Below are 16,599 nucleotides of genomic sequence, written 5' to 3' on the forward strand. Positions count from 1 at the left end.
AAATGGCTCGAAAAATGGCATGAAAGTGTCATAAACTCCTACAGTTTCACATTTGCAGCCCGTAATCGGCAGCCCGTGATTAGCCCCCAACGACAAAACCCGCCCTATCTCAACGAGACCGGGCGGGTTCTGCTTTTAAAACGTGTACGCGACGCAGCACGCGCGCTCCTGCGATAACGGCAGGAATGCTGGCTTACTTGCCGAGCTTACGACGCTGCACGCGGGTACGGCGAAGCATCTTGCGGTGCTTCTTCTTCGACATGCGCTTGCGACGCTTCTTAATGACGGAACCCATCGGCTCGACCTCGCTATTCGTTGACGGAAATTTCTTTTCTTGCACAATGGCGGCGTACTCAATGCGGCCTTACAACCGCCGAGATGTCACGCCCTTTTTCCTTCCGCCTTCACAGCTAGATACTTCATGACTTGAAGACGATAGGAAACAGGGGCGCAGCACAGCACCATGTACTAATCGGATTAATCATAGCGGGGACATATGCGTTCAGGTCAAACAGCCCCACTTAAAGGCAGAAAAAATTAACCCGCGTTGTAGAAGGAGGAGTCCAGGTATTCCTTGACTGCGGACTCATGGACGCGGAAAGAACGGCCAACGCGCACTGCCGGCAGCTCGCCAGCGTGAACCAGGCGGTAGACGGTCATCTTGGATACGCGCATGATGTCAGCAACTTCTGCAACGGTCAGAAAGGTGCCTTTATCTGCATTCTGCATTAGTAAATATTCCCTTCAGCGCACGCGACGCGCTGCAGGCTTCCCCTCCTGCAGAAAATCGTGACACGCACGTGCTTTTCATATCCTACCGGTAGGCAAGGTGCCGGTGCGATTTTTGATAAAAAATAGGGGCATTGGCGAATGGTGTGACAGTTGTGACTAACCCATCGTCCCTGCGTATCGGATTAGCTACTGCCGCTGACCATTTCCAATGCCCCAAATATTGGGGTTACTTGTACACCCGCCTCTACTCGGCGAAATGCTTATTTACCCATCTCGTTGGCCTTGTCATAGCAAGCCTGCAGCGCACGATGCACCGCGCGACGAATGCCTTCTTCCTCGAAAACTCGGGTGGCCGCAGCGGTTGTACCGCCCGGAGAGGTGACATCGGCACGCAACGCAGTCGGGTCCGCGCCTTCCTGCATCATCATCTCGGCTGCACCAGCAGCCGTAGCCGACGCCAGACGCTTAGCCTGATCACGCTTGAGGCCCAGATTCACACCCGCGTCGGTCATCGCCTCGACGAACTGGAAGAAGTAAGCCGGACCGGAGCCCGAGACTGCAGTGACTGCAGACATCAGCGACTCATCGACAACCTCAACGCTGCCGACCTTCTTCAACAGTTCGACAACCTCGTCGGTCTGGCTCTCCGTGACAAAGCGGCCCGGCGCGACTGCACAGACCCCCTTGCCCACCAGCATCGGGGTATTCGGCATGACGCGGATCACCGGAGTACCGACAGCACAGACGCTTTCCATCTTGTCCAGCGTGATGCCAGCCGCCATCGACACCACAATGGTGTCGACCTCAGAGTCATCGAGCACGTCGGCAATCTGCTCGAGCATGTCGATAATCAAGTACGGTTTTACGCACAAGAACACCACGTCGGCACCGTCGACGGCCCCTACTGGGTCGTCGGCATCGACAATGCCGTAGGTCTCCTTCAGACCGGCCAGGCTCTCCTTGGTGCGCCCCACCACATAAATCGAGGAGGGCGAGACACCACCGTCGATGAGACCACCGACGAGTGCGCTACCAATCTTTCCGCCACCAATTACAGCAATTCTTGTCATGGACGCTAAGTGTGCCAAAACTGGCCCACACATGCGAATGCAGGGACCGGAAAACTACGCTTCCGACCCCTGCATCAGGTGATGATTATTCTGTTGACCCCACTACAACTGGAAGAGAATCCAGGGGCCAAATGTCAGCGCCAAACCGACAAGTCCTGCGAGAATCGGTGTCAGTTTGTCCTTCTCACGGCGCAGGTAGTTCGCCATTCCCGCGAAGCCACCAGCGACCACGAGAGCCATGATGACAACCACAATCTTTGGCAGCGACGACCAGGCCATGGTGAAGCCCAGGAACACCAATGCACCAGCAATCAGACCCACGAAGACCTGGATTAGCAGCAACGGCACCGAGAGGGAATTGTCCTCGGCGTAGCCATCGCGCGCGACGGCCTTGCCCTTGGAGCTCTTGGATTCTTCACGCTTAACGACGTCCCGGGGCTCCGCCTGCTTCTCGTCAGCTGCGGCCTGGGTCGGTGTGGTCTCGACCTGTGCAGCCTCAGTGGGGGCGTCCTCGGCCTGCTCGATATCGGCCTGTGCGTCTTCTGCCTGTGCAACTTCAGGAGCGACAGCGGCTGCCACTGCCGCCTTGGAAGCGGCACCGGTATCGGCGTCAGCGTCGGCAGCCTCGAAGGTAGCGGTTTCCTGAGCAGCTTCAGCCTCAGCAAATTGTTCACCGTCGACGTCATCCGATTCAGCGGATGCCTCGGACTCTTCGTCGACATTGTCCTGGACAACCGGAATGGAGGCAGTCGGACGGTCGTCGTAAGCGTTGGAACCGGTGAGTACCGCACGAGCGACTGGCCCCGGCTCCCCAAGCTGCTGCGACTCGTCTGCCATGTCACGCAGTTCGGTGAAGGTGTAGGTAATCTCCGAACGCTCGGAGTTGACCATGACCGGACGGGGTTCCATCGGAATTGCCAATGGCACCGCAGGGGCTGCTGGCTGCGCAGTTGGTGTGCTCTGCGCGGCTTGCTCCTGCTGCGGAGCTGCCGGTGCAACCGGTGCAACCGGTTCTTCAGCAACTTCGGCAACCTCGTCAGCTTCGGCCTCAGCGACCTCGGCGTCAGCTACTTCGGCGTCAGCCTCAGCTAATTCCGACTCCTCTTCTTCCTGATCAGCAGCTTCAGCCTCGGCCTCAGCTTGAACCTCATGCTCCGACGAATCCGCCCCTTCAGCAACTACCACTGGCTCAGCGACAGCCTCCGAGTGCTCCGGAGCTTCTACCTCCGGTTCGGTTGCCTGCGCTTCTTCGGCGGCGTTGGCCGCAGCTTCGTCGGCAAGCAAATCACTCGTAGTCGTCTGATCGTCGTCTGCGTTGGAAAGAGCGTGAGCACCACGTCGCGGTTCGTCGGCCTTTACACGAGGGATTGAGCCGGTGAGCTCCTGAACAGACACACCGCCTTCTTCAAGGCTGCGTCGACGGCGGCGCCGCGGTGGTTCAGAGGGGGCTCCCTCCTTCTGCCGCCGCGCCAGCAGTTCGGCAACGGTGAGCTTTTCCTCGCTCATCTCAACCCTTTCCGTATAGGTCACTGTCCAGTCGTCGGAAGATAATGCCCTCACGCAGCGCCCAAGGACAAATCTCGACCTTCTCTAATCCCAATGCTCGCATACTAGCCTCTGCAACGAGAGCACCTGCGACAATTTGGTGAGAACGATTCGCACTAACACCCTCAAGTTCAGCACGGTCAGCCGCCGTCATGCGGGAAATAAACGCAATCAACTGGCGCAAACCAGCGGCAGTCAGAGTGCGCTTAACCCGGGGACCAGCAGCGGAAGGCGCCGCACCGGTCAGGCGAGCGAGAGTGCGGAAAGTCTTCGAGGTGGCGACAGCCAAGTCCGGCTCACCAAGCGTACGCAGATGACGAGCTGGCTCAGCGAGCTCAGCATCAATGTAATCGCGCAGCAGGTCAATCTTCTTGCGCTCCGGCGGATCGGTCTCGAACCACTCGTGGGTCAACCGTCCCGCACCGAGCAGCAGCGAGTACGCGGCCTCCGGATCTTCATCAGTACCCGACGTCAGCTCAAGAGAACCGCCACCGATATCCAGGTTGATTAGACGACCAGCAGACCAGCCGTACCAGCGCCGTACTGCCAAAAAGGTCAGACGAGCCTCATCCTCACCGGAGAGAATCTGCAGCTTAATGCCAGTTTCTTTCTCAACGTGGGCGAGAACCTCGTCCGCATTCGTGGCATCGCGAACAGCTGAAGTGGCGAAGCTAATCATCTCTTCGCACTTCATCTGCTCAACCAATTCCTTGGATTCAGCGACGTAGCCCGTCAGCTTGTCAATGCCCTTCTTGGACAGGTTGTTGTCCTTATCCAGGTACTCGACCAGCTTCATCGTCGACTTGGAATCGCTCATCGGAGTCGGATGTCCGCCCCGGCGGGCGTCCACCATCACCAAGTGGACGGTATTACTACCTACATCTAATACACCTAATCTCACTCTTAGTAGGTTAGACGGTCTACGGTGTATTGGTGTGAATCAACCCCACCCCCGCCCCGGTCGTGGACCGCAACCGTCTCCCGCTGAAGTCGCCTATGACTTTCCCCGCGAGTGGTTCGAGTTCGCCCACCCGGAGGACCCAGAACATATCATCACCTGCGACCTAACCTGGTTGATGAGCTCCTATCAATGCGCTTTCGGCACCTCCGCTTGCCAGGGCATCGACTCCGCGAACGCGGATGTCGGATGCTGTGGCCATGGCGCCTTTATCACCGACGAAGAAGACCGCGAGAGGGTTATTGACGTCGTAAAGCGAATGGAAGGCGACTCCGCAGAGCCCCAGTGGTGGCAGAACCGCCCCGAACAAACTCTGAAGTGGCTTGAAACCTACGAAACCGACCCCTCCGAACCGTTGGAACCGTGGTTAGTGTGGGACGAGCTTGACGACGAAAACGGAGAGCCTGAGCCTGCTCTGAAAACGAAGGTCGTGAAGAATGCCTGCATTTTTGCCAACCGTGACGGATGGCGCAATGGTGCGGGCTGTGCCATCCACCAATGGGCGATGGCCAACGACATTGACCCCGTAAAGGTCAAGCCGGATGTGTGTTGGCAGGTGCCGCTGCGCCGACTGGAGGACTGGGAGGAACGCCCGGACGGCCAGGAGATTCTGCGCACGACCATTACCGAATACGATCGTCGTGCCTGGGGCGATGGCGGCGAGGACTTTGAATGGTTCTGCACGGGCGCGCCGGCCACACATACCGGTGGCGAGCCGGTGTGGCGCACGCACAAGTCCGAGCTAATAGAGCTCATCGGCGAAGAGTGCTACGAAATTCTGGCGGAGCACTGCCGTGCCCGAGAAATAGCGGGCGCGGCCAAGGCTTTCGGGCCGAGTGGCTACCCACTGCTGGCGATTCACCCGGCCACACGCGCAGCGGCCGAGGGGCTGGCGCCGGACGAGGTTTAAGTCGGGGTTTCTCAGACCGACGGCGGAGATTGTCGGCAGCAGTCTGCTGAGCTAGTCCTCGAACTTGTAACCCAAGCCGCGAACGGTGACCAGGAACTCCGGCGAGGAAGGATTGCGCTCGATCTTGGAGCGCAGGCGCTTGATGTGTACGTCCAGCGTCTTGGTGTCGCCGACGTAGTCGGAGCCCCAGACGCGGTCGATGAGCTGGCCACGGGTTAGCACACGACCACGGTTGCGCAGCAAGTACTCCAGCAGGTCGAATTCCTTGAGCGGCATTGCGACATCATCGCCGTCAACGGTGACTACATGGCGCTCGACGTCCAGCACGACCGGGCCGCCGCGCAAGACCTCCTCGTAGATATCCTCGACATCGTCGGAGTCGTCGTGGCGACCGCGGCGCAGCACAGCCCGGATACGGGCAATAAGTTCCCGAGAGGAATACGGCTTGGTCACATAGTCATCCGCACCAATTTCGAGGCCGACGACCTTGTCAATCTCAGTGTCACGGGCGGTCACCATAATCACTGGGACAGAGGACTTTAAGCGGATGTTTTTGCAGACCTCGGTGCCACTCATACCTGGCAGCATGAGGTCCAGCAGCACAATGTCCGGTTCTGCCTTGGAGAATTCTGCAAGTGCTTCCTGGCCGTCAGCGGCCATCCGCACCTCGAATCCTTCGCGCTGCAGCAGAAACGCAAGCGGCTCCGCCAAAGCCGTCTCGTCTTCGACAATAAGTACCTCAGTCACGGATTACTTCATTCCTTCCTTGGAATCCTTGTTCTGGGAATCCTTATCCTTGCCACGGGTTTTGCCCGTACCGCGCTGCGCGTTTTTCTTAGCCGCAATTTTACCCGCAGGCTGGGTGTGGCCGATTGGCAAACGTGCAGATACATCGCCATCATTCGACGCGGAACCGTTCTTTTCCATCAGCGGGAGCTCAATGGTGAAGGTCGATCCTGTGCCCAGCCGACTCCACAGCTTCACGGTTCCCTTGTGATTCGCTGCGACGTGCTTAACAATTGCCAAGCCCAGACCGGTACCGCCTGTCGCCCGCGAGCGTGCCTTATCCGCACGGAAGAAGCGCTCGAAGATACGCTTCTGATTCGCCTGGGAAATGCCGATACCGCGGTCAGTGACGCGGATAGCGACGGTGTCGTTATCCTCCTTGACCGCAGTCACAGATACAGGCGTGGCCTCTGGCGAGTAGTTGATCGCATTTGAAATCAGGTTGGACACCGCGGTGATCAGCAGGCTGCGTTCACCTTCAACCACCAAATCCGGCTCACAGTCAACGGTGATTTCAATACCCGCCTGCTCCGAGAGCATCTGGTTACGACGCACAGCTCCTTGGACAATCTCTTCAACCTTCACGGGAGACATGTCCGGCAGCGGCTCTGCCCCCTGCAGCTTCGACAGCGAGATGAGTTCCGTAATCATGGTCGACATCCGCTTGGACTCCTGCGTCAGGCTCTCACTAAAGTGACGCACGGCAACCGGGTCGTCGGTAGCTTCATTCAGCGCCTCGACCAAGAGGCTGATGGCCCCCACCGGAGTCTTGAGCTCGTGGGAAACGTTAGCCACAAAGTCACGTCGCGCGGCCTCCATACGGGCCTGTTCGGAGACATCCGCCGCATAAATCACCACAAAACGGTCGTCCACCAGTGACAACGGAGTTAGCTGACAGCGGACAATTGTGTCCGGCGCCCCCGCCCGGCGCGACGGCAGCACCAGCGTTAGCTCCTGGTCCTCCTGCGAGTCAAAGACCTTGAGCGCAGCTTCCCAGCCCACGTCATTGAGGCGGCGCTCATAGACCAGCCCTAACTTGTGCGCCATGGAGTTCGACAAAATCAAATCACGTGAGATGTCAACGACCACCACACCCGTCGGAGACTTCTGAATGGCCAGGTGCATGACCTGCGCCATGGTGGTTATTGAACTTTCCTCGTCGCTCTTCTGACGCCGAGCGGCGTTATAGGCACCCGAGACAACTCCACCAAGAATCAGCACAGCTGCCATAACCGCAGCACCTAATAGAGCGGCGATAATGATTTTTGACACGGGTCTTACCCTAAGCTCTTTTCACAATCCGCGCGCGCTGAAAATCAGTGCGCTAGCTAGCTCTAAATAGACCAAGGAGCACAGCCCCACTTGGCTGCGCCCCTTATCGGCCTATCAAACACCTACATTTTTACTTGTTGCCCTGAGCAGCAACAGCAGCAGCACCTGCAGCTGCAGCTTCCGGATCCAGGTAGGTGCCACCCGGGTTCAAAACCTTGCCCTCAGCATCAAAGTCGTAAACCAGCGGGATACCGGTCGGGATGTTCAGAGCGGCAATGTCCTCGTCCGAGATGTTGTCCAGGTGCTTGACCAGTGCACGCAGGGAGTTACCGTGAGCTGCCACCATGACAGTCTCACCGGCCTTCAGACGCGGCAGGATTTCCTCTTCAAAGTAAGGAATGAAACGCTTCACGACGTCCAGGAGGCACTCCGTGCGCGGAACCTCATCCAGGTTGGCGTAACGCGGGTCATTAGCCTGCGAGAACTCGCTGTCATCCGACAGCTCCGGCGGCGGAGTGTCGTAGGAGCGACGCCAGGACATGAACTGGTCCTCGCCGTACTTCTCCTTGGTCTCTGCCTTGTTCAGACCCTGCAGAGCACCGTAGTGGCGCTCGTTCAGACGCCAGTCACGGATAACCGGAATCCACAACAGGTCAGCGGTATCCAGGGCAATGTGTGCGGTGTTAATTGCGCGACGCAGCAGCGACGTGTAGAGAACCTGCGGCTTCAGGCCTGCCTCTACGAGCATCTCACCGGCACGTACTGCCTCAGCGCGGCCCTTGTCGGTCAGTGCAACGTCGACCCAGCCCGTGAACTGGTTGGATGCGTTCCACTCACTCTGGCCATGACGGACAAGAATCAGTTTTCCATTGCTCATACCCCTAATTGTGCCCCAAAACGGGAAAGCCCGCCGTTCGTTGCCCCGCTATGTGGGTTGCTACCCCCGGCTACTCAACCATGTGGCGGAACTGCTCCAGATTGGCCAGGTTTTCCCCACGGTCAACCCGCCACTCCCACTCGCGCTTAATTGCCGATGCAAAGCCGCGTTCGAGGATCTGGTTGAAGTCCCCATCGGCCGTCTCGAGCAGCTGACCGAGGAGGCGGTCGAGGTCATCGTCGGAAATCTGAGCCGGCAGTTGACCAACCAGGTAGATGTCGCCGGCGGCGTCAATGGTGTAACCGATGCCGAACAGCCGACGATTGCGCTGCAGCAACCACTTGTAGACGGCCTCGTGGTTTTCTTCGACAGCGCGACAAACGAAGGCTTCGACACGCAGGGAGTCAGGCGCCGGGATGAGGCCAACGACGGTCTTCAGCTTCTTCTTACCAGGCAGAACCACCACGGCGGCATTGTCTGCAATACCATGCTCGACACCGAGGCGTTCCAGCTGCTCACCGAGGGATTTCAGCTGTACTTGGATGTCCGTGCTCATCGTGAATCATCTCCCTGCTTTTGTGGCTACGGCTCTGGCGGTACTGAAGCTAACGAAACCTACCGGGAGCCGCCCGCATCCCGGATAGAGCCGGGACAATTTTCCTTTTGGAGTTCGGTTCGATGATAGACATCGGCCAACCGATCCACGGTCTTTTGCCAGGAAAACTCCAAGGAGTGCTCGCGCGCCTGGGTGGCCAACTTAATGCGCAGCTCGTCGTCCTCCACCAGGCGACCGAGGGCATCGGCCCAGGCTGCGGGCTCGTGACCGTCGACAAGCAAACCGCTGACCCCATCGTCGACAGCGATGGAGAGCCCGCCAACATTCGCCGCGACAACGGGAGTGCCGGTGGCCTGAGCCTCCATCGCCACCAACCCGAAAGTTTCGTTGTAACTGGGCACGGCGACGATGTCTGCGGCCTGGTAGAGCTTCGCCAGGTCCTGCGGCGGGCGCGGGGGCATGAAACGGACTAGGTGATCGATCCCCTCTTCCGCGGCGAGATTGGTGAACTCGTCGGGCGCGTGCACCCCAGAACCGGACAGGCCACCGCAGATAATCACTCGGACATTAGTGGCGGGATGGCGACGCATGAGCTCGCCAACACCGCGCAGCAATACCTGCGGCCCCTTCAGCCGCTGCAGCCTACCAACGAACAAAATGACCTTAGTGTGCAACGGGATGCCCAGCTCACGACGGGACCGCTCGGTGGCACGATCGCTGCCCGGCGAAAAGAGCTCCACGTCCACTCCGGGCGGCACGACATTGATGCGCCACGGGTCGGCATCGTGGAGATCCGCGAGCTGCTTAGCTTCGGCATCTGTATTGACGATGAGCCGGCACGCATTGTCCACAATCTGCTGCTCACAAATACGACGCGACTCAGGCTCTGGCGTATCCCCCTCCGCCAGATGGAGGTTCTTCACCGCCGCCAGCGTGTGCGCCGTGTGCACAAACGGAATATCAAGCAAATCCGACAGCAACCACCCCACCTGGCCAGAGAGCCAGTAGTGCGAATGAATCAGGTCGTATTCAATCCCCTGTTTGCGGGCGAACTCAATAACCCCGCCAGCAAAAGCCGGCATCTGCGTAGCCAGGTCTGACTTCTCCAGCCCCTCATATGGGCCAGCCACTATGTTGATGACACGGAAATTCTCACTGACCTGAATCACCGGCCCATCGCTGGAACGCGTGGCGCGGGTGAAAACATCCACCTTCACACCGCGTCGCGCCAGCTCCTCGCAGGTGCGCAGCACGTAGACATTCATGCCACCAGCGTCACCGATGCCCGGTTGCTCCAGCGGAGAGGTATGCATGGAGATCATCGCGATGCGGTTCGGCCACGCCGGGGTGTTAGAGGTGGCCGCGTCTGCGCCCGCCGTTGCCGCCGGAAATGTTTCGCTCATACTGCCCAGAGTGCCTATGCCAGGGGCAACCCCGCAAATGAGTACCTCAAATACGTGTATAGGAATTCCGGCATCGCAGTGCGACGTACGGCACAATAGAGGTCGATACCTACTACGTCGTAGGTTATTATCACCTCACGACATAGTCAGGCGATAAACAAAAACCTAGGAGGATCCCATGGCCGATACATCCAGCTCACACGCTGCAAATGACTCTGCCCCAGCTCACGGTTCCACACCCAACGCTGCGGCCTCCAAGGCCTGGCTGAACCTGTATCCGGAGTGGACCCCACCCCACATCGACTACAACTTCGACACCCTCCTAGACGTCTACCGCCACACTCTGAGCAACCACCCGCGCCGCAAGGCATTGACCTTCTTCGGTCGCTCCACCTCCTACGCCGAGCTGGATGCCAAGGTTCGCAGCGTTGCCGCCGGCCTGCGCGCACTTGGCGTACGCAAAGGCGATCGCGTGGCACTGCTCATGCCGAACTGCCCGCAGCACGTCATCGCCTACTGGGCAGTTCTGCACCTCGGCGCTGTTGCCGTAGAGCACAACCCCCTCTACACCGCCCACGAACTGCGCCACCCATTCAACGACCACGGCGCCCGCTTTGCCATCTGCTGGGACAAGATCGTCCCCGTACTTGAAGACCTTCGCAGCAACACCCCGCTCGAGACCATCATCGCGGTCAATATGCTGCAGGACCTGCCGTTTGTCATGCGCACCGCCCTGTCGATCCCGCTGCCGAAACTCCGCGCCGCCCGCGCTAAGCTGCACTCCTCCGCACCGCAGGTCATGGGTTTTGACGCTTTGCTTCACGACGCCGTCGGCGGAGACGGCCACGACCTCCAGGCCGATGAATCCATCATTGCCGATGACACTGCAGTGATGATGTACACCTCTGGCACCACGGGCTCGCCAAAGGGCGCGCAGCTGAGCCACCGCGGGCTGGTCGCCAACATTCTGCAGGGCAAGGCCTGGGTGCCGGGCCTTGGCAAGGAGCGGGAAATCTCCCTCGGCATCCTGCCAATGTTCCATGCCTACGGCCTGACCATTGTCACCAACTTGTCCATGCTGATTGGCGCTGAACTGGTGCTGGTGCCGGCACCGGAGATTCCGCTGATTATGAAGGTGATGAAGAACAATCGCCCGACATGGGTGCCTGGTGTGCCGACTCTCTACGAGAAGATTGTCGAAGCCGCCGAGCGCGATAATGTCGACCTCTCCGGCGTGAAGTTCGCCTTCTGCGGTGCTGCTACCCTGCCGGTTTCCCTTGTGCAGAAGTGGGAGAAACTCACTGGCGGGCGCCTTGTCGAGGGCTACGGCCTCACCGAAACGTCACCGATCATCGTCGGCAACCCGATGGACGGTAACCGCCGCCCCGGCTACGTTGGCCTGCCATTCCCGGACACCGAGGTCGCCATCGTTGACCCCGAAGATCCCACCAAGCTCCGCGCTGACGGCGAGGAGGGCGAGGTCATCGTCCGAGGCCCACAGGTTTTCGCCGGTTATCTCAACCTCCCGGAGGCAACGGAGAAGTCCTTCACCGATGGGCCTGCTGAGCTTCCCGCTGGCGATCGTTGGTACCGCACCGGCGATGTCGGAGTCATGGAGTCGGACGGCTTCATCAAGCTGGTTGCCCGCATCAAGGAGGTCATCATCACAGGTGGCTTCAATGTCTACCCGGCCGAAGTCGAGGAAGTACTGCTCTCCCACCCGGACATCACCGATGCCACGGTCGTCGGCCTCCCGAAGAGTGACGGCTCCGAGATGGTCGTGGCCGCCATCACCCTTGCTGACTACGCCCGACTGGATTCCGACGCCTACCGCGACCACTGCTACGACAACCTGACCCGGTACAAGGTGCCGCGCGCATTCTTCCACCTGGAGGAACTTCCTCGCGACCAGATGGGCAAGGTCCGCCGCCGCGATGTCCGCGACGTGCTGCTCACGCAGCTGGAGCAGAAGGGCCAGAGCGTCGATTCGCTTTCCCACCGCAAGCACCATTAGTTCACGGTGGTTTTGTAGTTGGGATAGGGGCCTGAGTAGAGCGGGCTCCTATCCCTTTAAGGCGGACCCCGGCTCCCCCCCAGACTTAGTGACTAGGTTTATGACAAAAAACTGAGGGTGAATAATATTCACATGTCATAAACCTAGTCACTTTCTCTATCCCCGACCCTGAGAGAAGGCCCGGGAGCGCAAGCTGAGGACTACTCAGCGGCTCCAGCGACTCCAGCGCCCCCCCATCAAGCCCGCCAGCCCCAGCAGTCCCGCCAGCCTCTCCAGTCCGCCCCCCACTGGCCATCAGCCACCCGCCGCGGGCCTAGTCGATGCTCACGCCGACCCACACCGGCTCGGGCACCAGGGTCACGCCGAAGGCCTTTTCCACACCAGCGCGCACATCGCGCGCTAAAGCCACCAAGTCGGCGGCGGTCGTAGGCGTACCATCGCCGGACTCCCCGCGGTTGGTCAGGGCAAGAGTGTGCTTAGTCGACAGTCGCGCGGGCGCACCGTCACCGGGGTAGCCCTTGGGGAACCCGGCGCGCTCGATAAGCCACGCCGCCGAGAGCTTCACGGCTCCCTCGTGGCCGGGGCCAGCGGGGAATGCGGGCATATTCGCGGCCTCATCGGCCCCACGCAGCGCGGCAACCTTTGCACGCACGGCCTCCACCGAGTTCTCCGGAATGATCGGGTTGGTAAAGAAAGAACCCGCCGACCAGGTATCGCGGTCAGCATCTTCGAGCACCATGCCCTTGCCCCAGCGCAGCTCAAGCACCTTTTCGCGCACCAACTCAGCCGGCCTGCGAATCTCGCCAGCCGCAGCCTCGGCCTCGTCGACGCCCAGGCGCCGCGCCAGTTCGCCATAGCGAAGTGGCGCGGACATGCCATCCACACTGAGCTCGAACCGCACGGCCAGCACCACTGCCCGTGCGGTGAACTTCAGGTTCGAGTAGCGGTAGGAAAGGTCGAGAGACTCCGGTTCCACCCACTCGACCGAGCCGGTTGCGCGATCGTAAAGCTGCACCGAGTCCAGGACCTGCGACACCTCAGCACCGTAGGCGCCAACGTTCTGCACCGGAGTGGCTCCGGCCGATCCCGGAATACCCGACAGGCATTCAAGGCCGCCAAAACCTGCGTCGACACTCATCTCCACGACCTCGTCCCAGACCGCACCGGCCTCGGCCTCCACGATTGCCGACACGGACTCCAGCCCGTGTCCGCGAGTGCTCATGGTCACGTTGTCGGCCTCGATCACCACGGCCACCAGCGGCTCGAGTTCATCGGCTACCACCAGGTTGGATCCGCCTCCCACGATGAGGAGGGGCACGTTAGCGTCGTCAAGCGCGCGTACAACATCGACCACAGCGTCCGTCGTGCTACACCGGACGACGGCACGCGGCACCCCGCCGAGGCGGAGCGTCGTCAAATCCGCGAAAGCGGTATGCGTGCTGAGCTCCACCCCCTCTAGCCCCGCAAGCCCATCGATGGCTTCTTCCATGTCGGAGGTCAGGTGAATTGGGTTCGGCGATTGGTCGAGATTTTCCACGCCCCTAGCGTAGTGCAAATTACGTATCATCAAGCGCATGACTACGACTAACACGCACACCGTCAACTTCGACCAGCCGATTGAGAAGGTTTACGAGGCCCTCACCGACGCCGGTTTCTGGGAGAAGGTCGCAAACCGTTTCTCGGCGGCTGACGGCAAGGTGGAAAAGTTCGAGACCACCGACGCTGGCACCACCGTCGTGATTCGCCAGACCGTCTCTGCTGACAAGATTCCGGCGCAGGCACAGAAGTTCGTCAAGTCCGGGGTCGGCATGACGCGCACGTTCGTCATCAGCCCGCTTAACGACGACGGCGCGACCTCCACCGTGACCACAGAAGCTTCGGGCGTACCGGCGTCCTTCAGTGCGTCCCAGAAGCTCACCGCCCAGGGTGAAGGTTCAGTGCTGACCACCAACTCCGAGTTCTCCATCAACGTGCCGCTGCTCGGCGGCAAGCTCGAGGAGAAGGCAGCTCCGTACCTGGAACGCGTCCTCAACGCTGAGACCGCTGTGCTGGCGGACTACGTCGCTAAGTAGGTTGCGCACTGGGGGGGGCACTCCGGGGCGACACCGAGGGGACGGATACCGGGCGAAGATAAGTGGTAGCGACGGAGCCGTCGTTAAGCAAGACTGGGAACCATGAGTTCTGCTAAACGCTCGTCGAGCGTCAAAGTCCTGCCCACCGTCCTCGGTGTCATCATCGTGGTGGCGCTCATTGCGATCGCCGGCGAAATCGGCGTCCGGATGTTCGTGAGCAAGGAGATTTCCGACGGCTACCGCACCTCCGCCGAAGAGCGTGGTGCGACGGTCACTGAAGACCCCAAGGTTTCTTTCGGCACCCGCCCGATACTGCTCGCCTTGGCCACCAAGTCAGTGCCCTCGATGGATCTGTCCACTCCGAACACACTGGAGGTCAAGAACCCGGAGGCGCTGGGTGGCGCACCGGAGATCAACGGTGACCCGGCAGCGGAAGTGCACCTGGAAAACGTGGATCTGAGCAATCGTGCGGATCCGACGGCAGAGTCGCTGCGAGTAGACGTCACAATCCCACCTCAACTGCTGCAGGCGCTAATTAACCGGGAAAGCGGTGTACGCGCTTCCACAATCACGCCGTTGCCGGACGAAGGCCTGTTCAACATTGAATTCGCCTCCGGATTTGCGACCTCCAAGTTCCGCCCGATTGCCAACGGCGGTCATATCGAAATCAACTTGGAGGGCGGCTCAATCCTCGGCTTAAACCTCGATGGCCTGGCCGGCTGGCTGGGAGAAGCGAGCGGTACGCTGTTGAGCTACGACATCGGCCACGGTATGCAGGTGGAGGAAGCGCACGTCACCGGGGAGGGCCTGGCGTTGACGCTGACGGGCGCAAATCTGCCTTTGTCGACCGTGAGCGAACTTACCTTTAGCTAGCAGGTAAGATACCGAGAATGACTCGCTCTCTCATCACCGCAAATAGCGGTACTCCCACCGAGCGCCAGTACATCTTCTCGCTCGGCTGTCCAGACCGTACCGGTATCGTTTCCACCCTGTCGACCTTCCTGTCCGACATAGGTGCGTGGATTACCGAGGCGGACTTCTTCTCCGACCCGGAGACCGGATGGTTTTTCACTCGCCAGGCGGTCCGCGCCGACGCTCTCGACCTGACGGTAGAAGAGCTGCGCGAGAAGTTCGCTGAGCTCGTCGGTGATTGGGGCCCTGAGGTCCGCTGGAAGGTCACCGACAACGCTGTCCCGAAGCGCGCTGTCATCCTGGTGACCAAGGAAGGCCACTGCCTGCAGGATCTGCTCGGCCGCGTCGCACAGTCCGACTATCCGATGGAAATCGCTGCAGTAATTGGTAACCACCGCGATCTGGAGCCACTGGTCGCAGCGTATGACATTCCCTTCCACCACGTGCCCTTCCCCAAGGATGCCGTCGGCAAGCGTAAGGCATTCGATGAGGTCGCCGAGATTGTCGATGCCGAAAACCCGGATGCCATCGTGCTCGCACGTTTCATGCAGATTCTGCCGCCGGATCTGTGCGAGAAGTGGGAAGGCCGCGCAATCAATATCCACCACAGCTTCCTGCCGTCGTTCATGGGCGCGCGCCCGTACCTGCAGGCTTATCGACGTGGTGTGAAGCTCATCGGTGCCACCTGCCACTACGCCACTGAGGACCTCGACGACGGCCCGATTATTGAGCAGGACGTCATGCGTGTCTCCCACAAGTACACCGCTGCGGACATGCAGCGTGAGGGGCGCGATGCGGAGAAGCAGGTCCTCGCCCGCGGTTTGCGCTGGCACCTGGAGGACCGTGTGCAGGTCTACGGCAACCGCACCGTGGTGTTCCAGTAGGTTACCGTGGTGTTCCAGTAGGTTTTCGGGGAGCCAGACCTATCCCTATCCCCTCCCCCAGAAAGAAAGTGTCTGGGTTTATGACAAAATCACCGGGTTTTTCACCCAGAAACTGTCATAAACCCAGACACTTTCTCAGTTGTGCGGGCTAACACCCGCCCTGGACTAACACCCGCCCGGGACTAATAACCGCCCTGTGCGTTCGACAAAATGTCCTTGATCTGTGGGCGAACATCCAGCCAGTAAATCCCCGTGATGACTAGTCCGGCAATCAGCGGGATGCCCAGCATTGCCCAGCCCAGCCACGGCAGGAGTAGGAAGATAGCCGAACCGACCAGCATGCCGGCCCAGACGTTGCGGCTCTTGCGGTCTGCAGCGTCAAAGGCATCCGCGCGGGTGGTGATGACAAGCACCGCACCGAGTAGCGCCAAGATGCCGATGACAAACGGAATGGCGAACTGAAACAGGACGTCCACATAGACGGAAATTGCCATCAGCGGCGAATCCGCAAGACTGGGCAAAGATGGTAACAGGCGCACCGGGGGAACAACTCCTTTAACAGGGATGCATTGCTTTTTACATGCTAACGCACACGGTCTGATGTGCTG

General features: G+C 59.9%; 17 protein-coding genes. 5 read left to right on the forward strand and 12 right to left on the reverse strand.

Features of this window, described 5'->3' with window-relative positions:
• Nucleotides 1–193: 193 nt before the first annotated feature.
• From CRD13_RS05075 to CRD13_RS05095, 5 genes are all read right to left on the reverse strand, one after another.
• Complete coding sequence (locus CRD13_RS05075) at nt 194–295, reverse strand: 30S ribosomal protein bS22 (protein WP_003855542.1); 102 nt, start codon at nt 293–295, stop codon at nt 194–196.
• Nucleotides 296–537: 242 nt separating this feature from the next.
• Entirely contained in the window at nt 538–729 is a 192-nt protein-coding gene (locus tag CRD13_RS05080; protein ID WP_005509751.1) for a helix-turn-helix domain-containing protein, read from the reverse strand.
• A gap of 263 nt (nt 730–992) precedes the next feature.
• On the reverse strand, nt 993–1,802 hold the full coding sequence (gene proC, locus CRD13_RS05085; protein WP_016421983.1) for a pyrroline-5-carboxylate reductase: 810 nt from the start codon (nt 1,800–1,802) through the stop codon (nt 993–995).
• 102 nt (nt 1,803–1,904) lie between these two features.
• Nucleotides 1,905–3,308, reverse strand: coding sequence for a hypothetical protein (locus tag CRD13_RS05090; protein ID WP_016421982.1), 1,404 nt, complete (start codon nt 3,306–3,308; stop codon nt 1,905–1,907).
• 1 nt (nt 3,309) lies between these two features.
• The gene (locus CRD13_RS05095; RefSeq protein WP_161798518.1) at nt 3,310–4,248 is read right to left on the reverse strand and encodes a Ppx/GppA phosphatase family protein; all 939 of its coding nucleotides are present in this window, start codon (nt 4,246–4,248) and stop codon (nt 3,310–3,312) included.
• A 34-nt stretch (nt 4,249–4,282) separates the two neighbouring features.
• On the opposite strand from CRD13_RS05095, the gene CRD13_RS05100 reads away from it, so the two are divergent.
• Entirely contained in the window at nt 4,283–5,215 is a 933-nt protein-coding gene (locus CRD13_RS05100) for a hypothetical protein (protein ID WP_016421980.1), read from the forward strand.
• Nucleotides 5,216–5,266: 51 nt separating this feature from the next.
• Here CRD13_RS05100 and CRD13_RS05105 read toward each other — a convergent pair whose 3' ends face one another.
• The 5 genes from CRD13_RS05105 to mshA all read right to left on the reverse strand — a co-directional run bounded on the left by CRD13_RS05105 (nt 5,267) and on the right by mshA (nt 10,028).
• The gene (locus CRD13_RS05105; RefSeq protein ID WP_016421979.1) at nt 5,267–5,962 is read right to left on the reverse strand and encodes a response regulator transcription factor; all 696 of its coding nucleotides are present in this window, start codon (nt 5,960–5,962) and stop codon (nt 5,267–5,269) included.
• Between the two features lie 3 nt (nt 5,963–5,965).
• Nucleotides 5,966–7,273, reverse strand: a complete 1,308-nt coding sequence (locus tag CRD13_RS05110) for a cell wall metabolism sensor histidine kinase WalK (RefSeq protein WP_016421978.1) — start codon at nt 7,271–7,273, stop codon at nt 5,966–5,968.
• 130 nt (nt 7,274–7,403) lie between these two features.
• Nucleotides 7,404–8,150 carry a phosphoglyceromutase gene (locus CRD13_RS05115; RefSeq protein ID WP_016421977.1) on the reverse strand — a complete coding sequence of 249 codons (747 nt, stop codon included), beginning with the start codon at nt 8,148–8,150 and terminating at the stop codon, nt 7,404–7,406.
• Nucleotides 8,151–8,220: 70 nt separating this feature from the next.
• Nucleotides 8,221–8,706 (reverse strand): YbjN domain-containing protein, encoded by a 486-nt coding sequence (locus CRD13_RS05120; RefSeq protein ID WP_049192977.1) that lies wholly within the window; start codon nt 8,704–8,706, stop codon nt 8,221–8,223.
• A gap of 59 nt (nt 8,707–8,765) precedes the next feature.
• On the reverse strand, nt 8,766–10,028 hold the full coding sequence (gene mshA, locus CRD13_RS05125; RefSeq protein ID WP_187401396.1) for a D-inositol-3-phosphate glycosyltransferase: 1,263 nt from the start codon (nt 10,026–10,028) through the stop codon (nt 8,766–8,768).
• 259 nt (nt 10,029–10,287) lie between these two features.
• Between mshA and CRD13_RS05130 the strand changes: the two genes are divergently transcribed.
• Nucleotides 10,288–12,123 (forward strand): long-chain-fatty-acid--CoA ligase, encoded by a 1,836-nt coding sequence (locus CRD13_RS05130; RefSeq protein WP_187401360.1) that lies wholly within the window; start codon nt 10,288–10,290, stop codon nt 12,121–12,123.
• Nucleotides 12,124–12,436: 313 nt separating this feature from the next.
• Here the strand turns inward: CRD13_RS05130 and CRD13_RS05135 are convergent, their stop codons facing one another.
• Complete coding sequence (locus CRD13_RS05135) at nt 12,437–13,612, reverse strand: UDP-N-acetylmuramate dehydrogenase (protein ID WP_187401397.1); 1,176 nt, start codon at nt 13,610–13,612, stop codon at nt 12,437–12,439.
• An 85-nt stretch (nt 13,613–13,697) separates the two neighbouring features.
• Here CRD13_RS05135 and CRD13_RS05140 point away from each other — a divergent pair, with 85 nt between their 5' ends.
• The 3 genes from CRD13_RS05140 (at nt 13,698) to purU (ending at nt 15,991) form a co-directional block, all read left to right on the forward strand.
• A complete protein-coding gene (locus CRD13_RS05140) occupies nt 13,698–14,195 on the forward strand; it encodes a DUF2505 domain-containing protein (protein ID WP_049189515.1) in 498 nt (165 codons plus the stop codon).
• 102 nt (nt 14,196–14,297) lie between these two features.
• Nucleotides 14,298–15,068: an LmeA family phospholipid-binding protein gene (locus CRD13_RS05145; protein ID WP_049189514.1), complete on the forward strand. Its 771-nt coding sequence runs from the start codon at nt 14,298–14,300 to the stop codon at nt 15,066–15,068.
• Nucleotides 15,069–15,085: 17 nt separating this feature from the next.
• Nucleotides 15,086–15,991: a formyltetrahydrofolate deformylase gene (gene purU / locus CRD13_RS05150; RefSeq protein WP_016421970.1), complete on the forward strand. Its 906-nt coding sequence runs from the start codon at nt 15,086–15,088 to the stop codon at nt 15,989–15,991.
• Between the two features lie 182 nt (nt 15,992–16,173).
• Here purU and CRD13_RS05155 read toward each other — a convergent pair whose 3' ends face one another.
• Nucleotides 16,174–16,530 (reverse strand): DUF2516 family protein, encoded by a 357-nt coding sequence (locus CRD13_RS05155; protein ID WP_370545760.1) that lies wholly within the window; start codon nt 16,528–16,530, stop codon nt 16,174–16,176.
• Nucleotides 16,531–16,599 lie beyond the last annotated feature (69 nt).

It is taken from the genome of Corynebacterium sp. LK26, from assembly GCF_014335085.1.
In the GTDB taxonomy this organism is placed as follows: domain Bacteria; phylum Actinomycetota; class Actinomycetes; order Mycobacteriales; family Mycobacteriaceae; genus Corynebacterium; species Corynebacterium jeikeium_D.

Excerpts from the sequence above, each read along its gene's own strand:
- CRD13_RS05115 (WP_016421977.1), bottom strand. The coding sequence starts at position 8,150 with ATGAGCAATGGAAAACTGATTCTTGTCCGTCATGGCCAGAGTGAGTGG.
- CRD13_RS05135 (WP_187401397.1), bottom strand. The coding sequence starts at position 13,612 with ATGGAAGAAGCCATCGATGGGCTTGCGGGGCTAGAGGGGGTGGAGCTC.
- proC (WP_016421983.1), bottom strand. The coding sequence starts at position 1,802 with ATGACAAGAATTGCTGTAATTGGTGGCGGAAAGATTGGTAGCGCACTC.
- CRD13_RS05075 (WP_003855542.1), bottom strand. The coding sequence starts at position 295 with ATGGGTTCCGTCATTAAGAAGCGTCGCAAGCGCATGTCGAAGAAGAAG.
- CRD13_RS05145 (WP_049189514.1), top strand. The coding sequence starts at position 14,298 with ATGAGTTCTGCTAAACGCTCGTCGAGCGTCAAAGTCCTGCCCACCGTC.
- mshA (WP_187401396.1), bottom strand. The coding sequence starts at position 10,028 with ATGATCTCCATGCATACCTCTCCGCTGGAGCAACCGGGCATCGGTGAC.
- CRD13_RS05140 (WP_049189515.1), top strand. The coding sequence starts at position 13,698 with ATGACTACGACTAACACGCACACCGTCAACTTCGACCAGCCGATTGAG.
- CRD13_RS05080 (WP_005509751.1), bottom strand. The coding sequence starts at position 729 with ATGCAGAATGCAGATAAAGGCACCTTTCTGACCGTTGCAGAAGTTGCT.
- CRD13_RS05090 (WP_016421982.1), bottom strand. The coding sequence starts at position 3,308 with ATGAGCGAGGAAAAGCTCACCGTTGCCGAACTGCTGGCGCGGCGGCAG.
- CRD13_RS05120 (WP_049192977.1), bottom strand. The coding sequence starts at position 8,706 with ATGAGCACGGACATCCAAGTACAGCTGAAATCCCTCGGTGAGCAGCTG.
- purU (WP_016421970.1), top strand. The coding sequence starts at position 15,086 with ATGACTCGCTCTCTCATCACCGCAAATAGCGGTACTCCCACCGAGCGC.
- CRD13_RS05130 (WP_187401360.1), top strand. The coding sequence starts at position 10,288 with ATGGCCGATACATCCAGCTCACACGCTGCAAATGACTCTGCCCCAGCT.